General features: G+C 59.9%; 9 protein-coding genes. 2 read left to right on the forward strand and 7 right to left on the reverse strand.

Going from position 1 to position 9,510, the window contains the following annotated elements; genetic code table 11:
- Window positions 1-62: 62 nt before the first annotated feature.
- The 7 genes from NE851_RS06900 to otsB form a co-directional block, all read right to left on the reverse strand.
- Complete coding sequence (locus NE851_RS06900) at window positions 63-827, reverse strand: SDR family NAD(P)-dependent oxidoreductase (RefSeq protein ID WP_254955532.1); 765 nt, start codon at window positions 825-827, stop codon at window positions 63-65.
- A gap of 35 nt (window positions 828-862) precedes the next feature.
- Complete coding sequence (locus tag NE851_RS06905; protein ID WP_028755946.1) at window positions 863-1,591, reverse strand: SDR family oxidoreductase; 729 nt, start codon at window positions 1,589-1,591, stop codon at window positions 863-865.
- A gap of 128 nt (window positions 1,592-1,719) precedes the next feature.
- Entirely contained in the window at window positions 1,720-2,976 is a 1,257-nt protein-coding gene (locus NE851_RS06910; protein WP_049816519.1) for a sugar ABC transporter permease, read from the reverse strand.
- On the reverse strand, window positions 2,976-3,797 hold the full coding sequence (locus tag NE851_RS06915; RefSeq protein ID WP_254955533.1) for an ATP-binding cassette domain-containing protein: 822 nt from the start codon (window positions 3,795-3,797) through the stop codon (window positions 2,976-2,978). Before NE851_RS06915 ends, NE851_RS06910 begins: the two co-directional genes overlap by 1 nt.
- Before the next feature lie 68 nt (window positions 3,798-3,865).
- Window positions 3,866-4,939, reverse strand: coding sequence for an ABC transporter substrate-binding protein (locus tag NE851_RS06920; protein ID WP_179869486.1), 1,074 nt, complete (start codon window positions 4,937-4,939; stop codon window positions 3,866-3,868).
- 217 nt (window positions 4,940-5,156) lie between these two features.
- Complete coding sequence (locus NE851_RS06925) at window positions 5,157-6,041, reverse strand: helix-turn-helix domain-containing protein (protein ID WP_028755942.1); 885 nt, start codon at window positions 6,039-6,041, stop codon at window positions 5,157-5,159.
- A gap of 199 nt (window positions 6,042-6,240) precedes the next feature.
- Window positions 6,241-6,972 carry a trehalose-phosphatase gene (gene otsB / locus NE851_RS06930; protein ID WP_049810868.1) on the reverse strand — a complete coding sequence of 244 codons (732 nt, stop codon included), beginning with the start codon at window positions 6,970-6,972 and terminating at the stop codon, window positions 6,241-6,243.
- A 172-nt stretch (window positions 6,973-7,144) separates the two neighbouring features.
- Here otsB and NE851_RS06935 point away from each other — a divergent pair, with 172 nt between their 5' ends.
- Together NE851_RS06935 and NE851_RS06940 are read left to right on the forward strand one after the other, a co-directional pair.
- A complete protein-coding gene (locus NE851_RS06935) occupies window positions 7,145-8,230 on the forward strand; it encodes an ROK family protein (RefSeq protein WP_254955534.1) in 1,086 nt (361 codons plus the stop codon).
- 810 nt (window positions 8,231-9,040) lie between these two features.
- A complete protein-coding gene (locus NE851_RS06940) occupies window positions 9,041-9,217 on the forward strand; it encodes a hypothetical protein (protein ID WP_254955535.1) in 177 nt (58 codons plus the stop codon).
- The last annotated feature ends 293 nt before the right edge of the window (window positions 9,218-9,510 follow it).

Consider the following 9,510-nt stretch of genomic DNA (forward strand, 5'->3'; position numbering starts at 1 on the left):
CTGAATTGCGCCTCAGACGTGGGCGGCACCGAACCGAGCTCCCCGACCCCGAGGCCTGCGTCTCACCGCGTTGTATAACCGCCGTCGATGACAAGCACTTCGCCGGTGACATAACTTGCCGCGGCCGAGCAGAGAAACAGTGCAGCGCCGGCCACCTCCTCAGGCTGCCCGACGCGTCCCATGGGGGTCATGCTGCGCCAGGTCGGGAACCAGTCGGGATTGTCGATGCCGCCGCGTGACAGATCGGTCTCGATATAGCCGGGTGCGATGGCGTTGACGCGGATGTTTTCGGCGGCAACCTCGCTGGCGATGCTCTTGGTCATCATGTGGACGGCCGCCTTGGAGGTGTTATAGGCGACCTGGTTTTGCGGAATATTGGACACGATGCCCGACATCGAACCGATATTGAGGATCACGCCACCGCGCTGGCGTCGCATGGGGGCGAGCGCGGCGCGGCAGGCGCGGAAGACGGCGTCGAGGTTGATGGTCATGATCTCGCGCCAGATGGCATCGGAGAATTCGCCGCTGTCGCCGTGAATGGCGATGCCGGCATTGTTGACGAGGATGTCGAGCCGGCCCGCGCGCGAAAGGGTTTCGGTGACGAGCTCGTCGGCAGCACTTTCCTTCCTCAGATCGGCGGCGATGAAATCGCATTCGACGCCGGCCTTGGAGAGCCGATCTTCCGCCGCCGCATTGCGGGCCCGGCCCGTAACGATGACTTTGGCGCCCGCCTCGCCGAGCGCCTCGGCGATGGCAAGCCCGATGCCGCGCGTGCCGCCGGTCACCAGCGCCACCTGTCCGTTCAGGCGAAATCTGTCGAAGATCATGTTCGGTTCCTCTTACGTGGGCGTTCGCACTTTCGTCAGATGTCGGCGCTCTGCGGCAGGATGACGAGATCGCGGATGGTGATGTTGCGTGGGCGCGTCAGCATGAAGAGCACCGCTTCGGCCACTTCGTTCGCTTCCATCAGGCCGCCTGCGGCGAGCGCCTCATCCAGCTTCTCCTGCGGCCAATCACTGAGAAGAGCGGTGACCACGGGGCCTGGAGCGACGGCGCCGACGCGCAATCCATGTTTGGCCACCTGCCGCCTCAACGTATGGACGAATGCCTGGACCGCGTGTTTGGACGCCGTGTAAATCGGCTCCCAGACGACAGGGATCATGCCAGCAACGGAACTCGTCAGGATGATATCCCCGGTCTTGCGCTCGACCATATGCGGCAGAACGGCATGCACCGAACGGAAGGCAGCATTGACGTTCAGATTGAGCATCCGATCCCAGGCATCAGGATCGCCACCCAGCACCTCACCGCCGATATAGGAGCCTGCATTGGCGTGGAAGATATCCAGCTGGCCGGCTCTTTCCAGGATCTGCGGCATCATCCGTTCGACGCTTTTCGGATCGGTGAGTTCGATGACCAGTGGAATGGCATTGGCGCCCAGTTTCGAGCAAATTTCCCGCAACGCTTCCTCATTGCGGTCGACCAGCACGACCCGAGCGCCCGCGGCAAGCAAAGCCTTGGCGCATTCAAGTCCGATACCCGACGCCGCCCCGGTGACGGCCGCGACTTTTCCAGACAGATCCTGTCCCATTTTCTTCCTCTGTTTTCCCAGTTGGTGAGAGCATTTCCGTTCTTCTTCGAATCACGGAAGCGCTCTATCTCTTTGTCTTCACGCAATTCCGGACGGCAAAACCGCTGCGCACTTTTGCTGAAATTGCTCTAAGCTCGGCCGTGCGAGATCCGCGATCGGCGTGCCAGCGAGTCGACAATGACGGCGACGGCAAGGACAGCACCGGTGATCATGTATCGAAGCGACGACGACAGATCGAGAAGCGTCAGCCCGCTGGCGATCGACTGGATGACGATGATGCCGAGAAGGGCTGAGTAGGCACTGCCGCGCCCACCGAACAGGCTCGTGCCGCCGATGACGGCTGCCGCAATGGCGTTGAGATTGACGTCGCCGGTGCCGGCCTGCTGGCTTGCCGTCGCCAGCCGTGCGGCCGACAGCACGCCGCCGGCTGCCGCCAGCAGCGCGCACATGACGAAGGCGCTCGTATAGATGCGCGAGACGTTGATGCCGGAGCGGCGGGCCGCTTCCCTGTTGCCGCCGACGGCATGCATGGAGCGCCCCCATTTCGTGCGCGTCAGCGCATAGTTCATTGTGGCGACGAGTCCGACGAAAAGGCCGAACATCCACGGAATGCCGCGCGACTGGTTGAGATAGAATGCGACGGCTTCCAGGGCGACGGTGATGATGACGGCGCGCAGCAGCAGCCCGCCGGTCGATTTTGCCGACAGGCCGGCTGCCCGCCGGCGTGTCGCCGTACGGTAGCCGGAAAAGAAAAAGGCAATGCCGGCAAGTAACACCAGCGCATAGGCGATCGGATCCGGCATGACCATGATCTGGCCGAAACTGACGAGCCAGGAACCGTAGGGGAGATTGATCGAACCGGTCGCTCCCAGGATATAGAGCTGGAGGCCGAGAACCGCGAGTAGCCCGGACAGGGTGGACACGAAACTGGGCATGCCGAAGCGGTTGAAGACAAACGCGTAAAGCGAGCCGATGAGGGCGCCGACAATCATGGCGGCGAGGATTGCCAGGACCACTGGCCAACCCTGGTTGACCCAGAAGACGCCGACCAGCGCCGAGGCGAAGCCGCTGACGGAGCCGACGGAGAGGTCGATCTCACCCACCATCAGGATGCAGACGATACCGAGCGAGATGACCCCGACCGTCGAGCAGTCGAACAGCATGTTGACGAGGTTGCTGCTGGAGAGAAACACCGGATTGAGCGCCTGGAACACCGTCCAGATGATCGCCAGGCCGACAATGACCGGCAGGGAACCGAGATCGCCGGAGCGGATGCGATCCCAAAAGGCCTGGATCGAGCCTCCCAGACTGTCATCGTGGCGCACTCTCTCGTCACGCCGGTCGAGCAGCGCCGGCGCCGCCGGGTCATTCTGGATGGTCTTCATTATGGCCTGCCCTCCTCGTTCTCTCGGCTTTGCGCCTGGCGGCGCGACGCGCGGCGGGAGACGGAATTGTTGGCGGCGCCGGTGATGGCGCTGACCAGCTGTTCGTTGGACGCGTCGGGCGGCATGGTGCCATTGTTGCGGCCGAGACGAAGGACGACGATGCTATCGGCAACGGCGCGCACATCCTCCATATTGTGGCTGATCATGATGACGGCGAGGCCGCGTTCCCGCACACGCTCGATGAGGTCAAGCACTTCGGCGGTCTGAGCAACGCCAAGCGCTGCTGTGGGTTCATCGAGCATGATCAGTTTCGGCTCAAGCAGCAACGATCGGGCGATCGCCACGGTCTGGCGCTGCCCTCCGGAGAGTGAGGCGACCGGCTCGCGCACACTTGGAATGCGAGCCGAAAGCTCGTTCAAGAGCTGCCAGGCGCGGATCTCCATGGCGACCTCATCGAGCTGAAACGGACTGAGTTCCTTGCCGAGAAAGATATTGGCGACGACGTCGAGATTTTCGCAAAGTGCCAAATCCTGGAATACCGTTGCAATGCCGAGCCCGAGAGCAGCACTTGGGCTCGGCAGGTTCACCGGTTTGCCCTCGAACAGGATCGTGCCCGAGCTTGGCTGGTGCACACCGGCCAGGATCTTGACCAATGTCGACTTGCCGGCGCCGTTGTCGCCAACCAGCGCCACAACCTCGCCGGCATGCACGTCGAGTTCGATATCGGTGAGCGCCGACACAGCCCCGAAGTTCTTCGATATGCCGCGCAGGCTGAGGACAGGCTGACGGTAGGGGTGAAGGGTATGGGAGGTTTCAGACATCGCCTGGCCTTTCAGGAAAGCGAAGCGGGAAGCACAACCGGCGAACCGGTCGCGCTTCCCGTTGCGGATTACTTCGTGATGCCGAGCTTCTTGCAGCCGTCAGCATAGCGGCCGGTGCACAGCTCCTCGGCGGTGTTGATCTTCTTGTCGATGATCTCAGCCTTGAGGTTTTCGGCAGTGACGACCGCAGGGACGAAAAGTTGCGCCGGCGTGTCGTACAGCGTCATTTCGGCCTTCGGCGTTTCTCCGGCCAGGAGCTTCACGGCGACGTCGGCAGCGGCAGCGGCAACGATTTCGCTCGGCTTGGAGATCGTATTGTACTGATCCCCTGAGATGATCAGCTGTAGTGCCGCGATCGTCGCGTCATTGCCGGTCACCGGCGGCACGGGATCGACGCCCGCTGCCTTGAAAGCTGCAATTGCGCCGCCGCCCGTACCGTCATTGGCGGCGACCACGCCGACGATCTGCTTGCCGAAACGGGTGATCTGGCCGGCTGCCCATTGCTGCGCATTCGAGGGCTGCCAGTTGGGTGTGTCGAATTCGGCAAGCGTCTTATATCCGCCGCTCTCCAGCCCCTCGTGAATGCCGTCCTTGATCAGCCCGGCAGCCGCATCGGTCGGCGAACCGTTGATCTGCAGGATGCCACCGCCATCGGTCGGCACATTCTGAGCCTTGAGATGCTGAACGAGCGATTCCGCAATTGCCTTGCCGATCGCTTTGTTGTCGAAGGAGACGTAGAAATCGGCCTTGCCTTTTGGAATCGGACGGTCATAGGCAATGACCTTCACGCCCTGGCTCTGTGCGAGCTGGACGAGCGATGCGGCCGCTGCCGAATCCACCGGGTCGAGCACGATGACCTTGGCGCCTTGGGTGATCGCCGAATTGAACTGTTGCTGCTGTTTTGCGATATCGGCATCGGCGTTCTGATAAAGAACCTTGCATGACGCGCAAAGCTTCTTCATCTCCGCGACGAAACCCGGATGGTCGTGCTCCTCATAGCGGGTCGAGCCCTGGTCGGGCATGAGGAATGCCACTGTCGCATCCGAAACGGCTGCTTGCGCAAAGGCGGAAGTACCGCCCAGCAAGGACAGAACGAAGACCGCGGCGCCTGCCGACTTTGTCGAGAATTTCATCATTTCCATCTCCTCCCATTGGTAAAATTGTGTAGGTTCGTGATTGCACTGTTCTGCTCTGGCCGTTCGGCTGAATGAACGGTCGCGCCTGTCCCTGCGGTTTGACGTTTTGAGGACAAGCATCTCCGATCGCGAGCGCGCTCATCGCGCGCCCACGTTCAAGTCAGTGTCAGTTTTGGTTCCTCCTCTTTGTCCTCCCTCGGGCTGTGCCCTTTCGACTCCTCCTCTAGGCCGCCTTTGCCACGTTGATATTGTCACCCAACAATCGCCGGAAACGAGAAGGCGTCATGCCTTTTTCCGCGAGAAACTGCCGGTTGAAGTTGGACAGATTGTTGAAGCCGACCTCGAAGCAGATATCGGTGATCGATGCATGGTCATCGCTCATCAAAATCTGGCAGGCGAGATTGATGCGCAGGCGTTTCACATACTGTACCAGCGACATGCCGGTATGGCGTCGGAAGGCGCGCGAAAAGGCGCCTGTCGACTGATCGGCAATCGCTGCGAGATCGGCTTCGTCGAAGGACTTCGTCAGATTTTCCCTGATATAGGCGAGCGCCTTGTTGATGCCGGCCGACATGTATCCCGATGGATCGGGCAGATAGCTCGGGCTGGCGAGAAGTTGGGAATCCTGCGCCCGGCTGAGCAGGCCGACGATCATCATGAACAGTTCGATGCGACGCACGCCGTGCGCCTGCTGCACCTCGTTCATCAGGGGAGCAACCTCGCGGCTGGTGTCGGCTCCGAAGAGCACGCCGCGGCGGGAGGCTTCGAGAACCGCATCGAAGGGACCGAGTTCGGCGAACACCTTCATCGTGTCGCTGATGAAATTCTCGCTAAACTGGATGAGCTGGCAGCGAAGCGGAATACTCGATCCTTTCGGGACATCGCTGATCCAGTTGTGAGGAAGGTTAGGCCCCGCCAGCACGAGATTGCCAGGCTCGAACTCGCCGATGAAATCGCCGACGAAATACCGTCCTGTCGTCGCCACGACCAGATGAAGTTCGTATTCGGGGTGAAAATGCCAGCGAACCGTATGGTAGGGATAGCCGTGCGCCTTCGTTGCGAAAGATTCGCCCGGCCTGATCTGAATGACTTCCAAGTCAGGTTCCATTGTTTCCTCCTCCGAGGACGGCTCCACGCCAGCCCGCCAAATTCCCTTTTTGGCTTTATTGTTAAGGGGAGTGTAGTGGTCTCGTTTCACGCCCGCCACCACGATTCCCAGTCAAAACCGATACTTTTTTGACAATTGACGCTGCGGAGCGGACGGAAAGACGGCAACAATCCGCATGCATATCGTCCGAGGACGCAGTTCAGGCTGCCAAGGCGGCAATGACGTTTCTGACCAGTGCAGAGGAGGACAGCCGGCTCGTGGCGCAGCTCGGGGTGCCGATCGCGCCGACACGCACGGAAACGCCGCCGCGGGCATTGGCGATCGCAAACATCGACTCGTCGGTCAGGTCATCGCCGATCGTAATCGGGCAGCGGTTCCTGAAGGGATCGGACTGGAAAAATCGCTCCAGTGCATCGCCCTTGCTCGACCGTGCCGGCCGCAATTCAAATACCCTCTTGCCGAGTTGCAATGCCCAGTTCGGTCCGGCGAGCTCGGCATAGTATTGCATGCGGTCTTCAAGCACCTTTTCATATTCGGGTGCGAGACGGTAATGGGCGGCAACGGCCGCGCCCTTGTCTTCGATCAAGACACCGGGATAGTGCTCGGCTTCCGCGGTCAGCGCATGTTTCAGTGCCTGAAACTCAGGTGTCGCCTCGACCGTCTGCATGCCGGTGGCGCTTCTGATCTCGGCACCGTGCAGGCCGGCTGTCGGAAATTCAAAGGGTTTGAACAGCTCGTCGGCATAAGAAAGTGATCGTCCGGTGACCAGCGCCAGGGCACCGCCGAGCTTGTTCGACAGGCGATGAAGTTGTCCGGGAAGCGCTTCTGGGACCTCGATCGCATCCGGTGTGGGCGCAAGATTGAGCAGCGTCCCGTCGATATCGAGAAACATCGCCCAATGGTCCGGCTCTTCCAAGACCAGTGAAAGCATTTCCTGGGTAGCGGTGTCGTCCTGCACGGTATTCTCCAAACTCTGCTATGATTGAAGCTAGGTCGCCGGCCAACAAGGACAAGGTGGCTTTTCAGACTCCGGAACATCCTGAGGCTAGTCCGCGTTGTATCTCGCCGCCCGTTCGAGCACTCGCGCCGCAGAAGGTACATTGATGGCCAAAAGCAGTTCTGATCCCCGTGATGAGGTCAACGCCCCGCTGGCACATGGCGCTTTAAATCTGCCATTGGTGACGATCGACGACTACAACAACGAACTGCGTGACAAGGATGGTTTCGTTGGCGACAACGCCAACAAGAAGACTTTCCAACAGAAGCTCGACGACTGGAGAAAGCGCATCCGCAAGGTCGGAGATGACCCGATCGGCAAGACCGCGACGGCGAAGCTTTCCAAGAAGAAGATCGATGCCTTTCTGAAAGGCGACGATATGGAGGCGGCGGCATTGGTCATGGGGGCGGTGGAGGACTTTTCCCAGGACTTTGCCGACGTGATCAGAAAGTTCCTCAAAGACAAGCGCTGGGGCAGGACGGAACGCATCGTCGTCGGCGGTGGCTTCCGGCAGAGCCGTTTTGGCGAGCTGGCGATCGCCAGGACCATGGTTCTTCTCAAGGTGGCGGGCATTGATGTCGAGGTGGTGCCGATCGTTCACCATCCCGATGAGGCCGGACTGATCGGCGCGGTTCACCTGATGCCGCCGTGGATTTTCAAAGGCCACGAGGCGATGCTCGCCGTCGACATCGGCGGGACAAATGTTCGCGCCGGCGTCGTTAAATTCGGAAAGAACGACGTACCGAATTTTAAAGATGCGAGCGTCTGGGAATCAGCCATCTGGCGCCACGCCGACGACGAGCCAAGCCGTACCGCAACCATCGAGAGATTGGCCGCGATGTTGCAGGATCTGATTGGCAAGGCTGAGAAAGCCAATCTCAAACCCGCGCCCATCATCGGGATCGCATGCCCCGGAATCATCAAAGCCGATGGCTCCATCGAACGCGGCGGACAGAACCTGCCGGGCGGAAACTGGGAGAGCGACAGCTTCAACCTTCCCGCCGCGCTGATGAAGGCCATTCCCGAGATCGGCGACGACAGCACATTCGTGATGATGCACAACGATGCCGTCGTGCAGGGATTGTCGCAGATCCCTTATATGAACGACGTGTCGAGATGGGCCGTGCTGACCATCGGTACAGGTTTGGGCAACGCGCATTTTACCAATCGCGAGGCAACGAAGGCGCGATAGGCTCACCCCCTTCCTCACGTAGCACCCAATGACAAAGGCGCGCGGATGGGCGGCGATGCGGGCTTGGCGGTGATCGGGGGCGTTATGGTAAACATGCAGTAAACAAAGAAGAATTCCGTATACGGAAGCAAACTCATCAATCAGTTCCTCTAGGAAGGATCGTGGTTTTGCGGAGCGTATAGGTGGGGGACTGGCTCGGGAGCTGAACGACACTGCGTGAACCCGCTGGCCTGCCGATCATATCGGCTGATGCCTGATTCGCCTAGCGCGCTATTGCAATCTTCGACGTGGAGGCCGCGTCGTCCCGGCATGATTACAGCTATGACCCCGTTCTGACGCCGGCACAGGACTAGGACTGTGATCGCTTGGCATTGACAGGTTTCCTGACGCAACCGAAGCCCCACCCCTCTGATACCAGCTGCTCGCCGACTTAGATTGGGGCGGAGAAGACCAAGGCCGAATGTCCCCTCACCCCGATAGGCTGCGCAGCAAAGCGCTTCTGCAGGAAGACCTCCACCGCGATGAAGCATGATCAGCGGCAGTGCCGGCTCGCCCTTGCTGTCAAAGATGGGCCGCCTTCCTTTCACGCCCGGCCTGTGTCTGCGAGGCTCCTTTCCAACTTGGTAAGCAGAGTGATCCGAAATCCGCATCGTGGCCGCCGGTCGCTGCATTTTTGAACCACCTGAAAGATGGAGGCCCTCCTCTTCCCGGCCCCAGGAAAAGATGGTGATAACGCTGCCTGGCGGTTATCGGCGGGTTCGAATTACGCTTATCTCTGCGGCTTCACGCAATATGACGAAGGATGTGTCAATGAACTTCAAGGGAATAAGCGCTCCGCTCAATGCGGGCCGTCTCGAACAAATTCTGGCCCTTGCAGCGTCACGCCGCGATGCCGAAACCCAGGACGCAAATGACAAGCCTTCCGGCAATGAACCCGTCCGCGGGCTGGAAGCCGAAAACCTGTACCGTTCGTCCGCCTACAAATGAGAAATCGAACAACCTGATCGGTCTATGCCAGGCGTCCGAAGGTGCGCTTGGATGGAGCGCTAGCGACGCTGAGTCGTATCGATTATGTGCCGCGATACTTTGAGGCTGGCTTTCATCGACCCGGAGCAGGCCGTCGTTGTCAGCTGACAATGGTGCTAAGATTCCGGAATTCCACATGATTTTTTTGCAGAATCCATTTTATAATAGATTGGCCACCCAAGAAACCGCTTGACGGAATCAGCAGACTCACGATCATTTGCGCAAAATCACTCGATTTATCAGGATTTGCGTGA

The sequence above is a fragment of the Rhizobium anhuiense bv. trifolii genome (assembly GCF_024346605.1).
GTDB classification, from domain to species: Bacteria; Pseudomonadota; Alphaproteobacteria; order Rhizobiales; family Rhizobiaceae; genus Rhizobium; species Rhizobium anhuiense.

Excerpts from the sequence above, each read along its gene's own strand:
- NE851_RS06925 (WP_028755942.1), bottom strand. The coding sequence starts at position 6,041 with ATGGAACCTGACTTGGAAGTCATTCAGATCAGGCCGGGCGAATCTTTC.
- otsB (WP_049810868.1), bottom strand. The coding sequence starts at position 6,972 with ATGCTTTCACTGGTCTTGGAAGAGCCGGACCATTGGGCGATGTTTCTC.
- NE851_RS06900 (WP_254955532.1), bottom strand. The coding sequence starts at position 827 with ATGATCTTCGACAGATTTCGCCTGAACGGACAGGTGGCGCTGGTGACC.
- NE851_RS06905 (WP_028755946.1), bottom strand. The coding sequence starts at position 1,591 with ATGGGACAGGATCTGTCTGGAAAAGTCGCGGCCGTCACCGGGGCGGCG.
- NE851_RS06935 (WP_254955534.1), top strand. The coding sequence starts at position 7,145 with ATGGCCAAAAGCAGTTCTGATCCCCGTGATGAGGTCAACGCCCCGCTG.
- NE851_RS06915 (WP_254955533.1), bottom strand. The coding sequence starts at position 3,797 with ATGTCTGAAACCTCCCATACCCTTCACCCCTACCGTCAGCCTGTCCTC.
- NE851_RS06910 (WP_049816519.1), bottom strand. The coding sequence starts at position 2,976 with ATGAAGACCATCCAGAATGACCCGGCGGCGCCGGCGCTGCTCGACCGG.
- NE851_RS06920 (WP_179869486.1), bottom strand. The coding sequence starts at position 4,939 with ATGGAAATGATGAAATTCTCGACAAAGTCGGCAGGCGCCGCGGTCTTC.
- NE851_RS06940 (WP_254955535.1), top strand. The coding sequence starts at position 9,041 with ATGAACTTCAAGGGAATAAGCGCTCCGCTCAATGCGGGCCGTCTCGAA.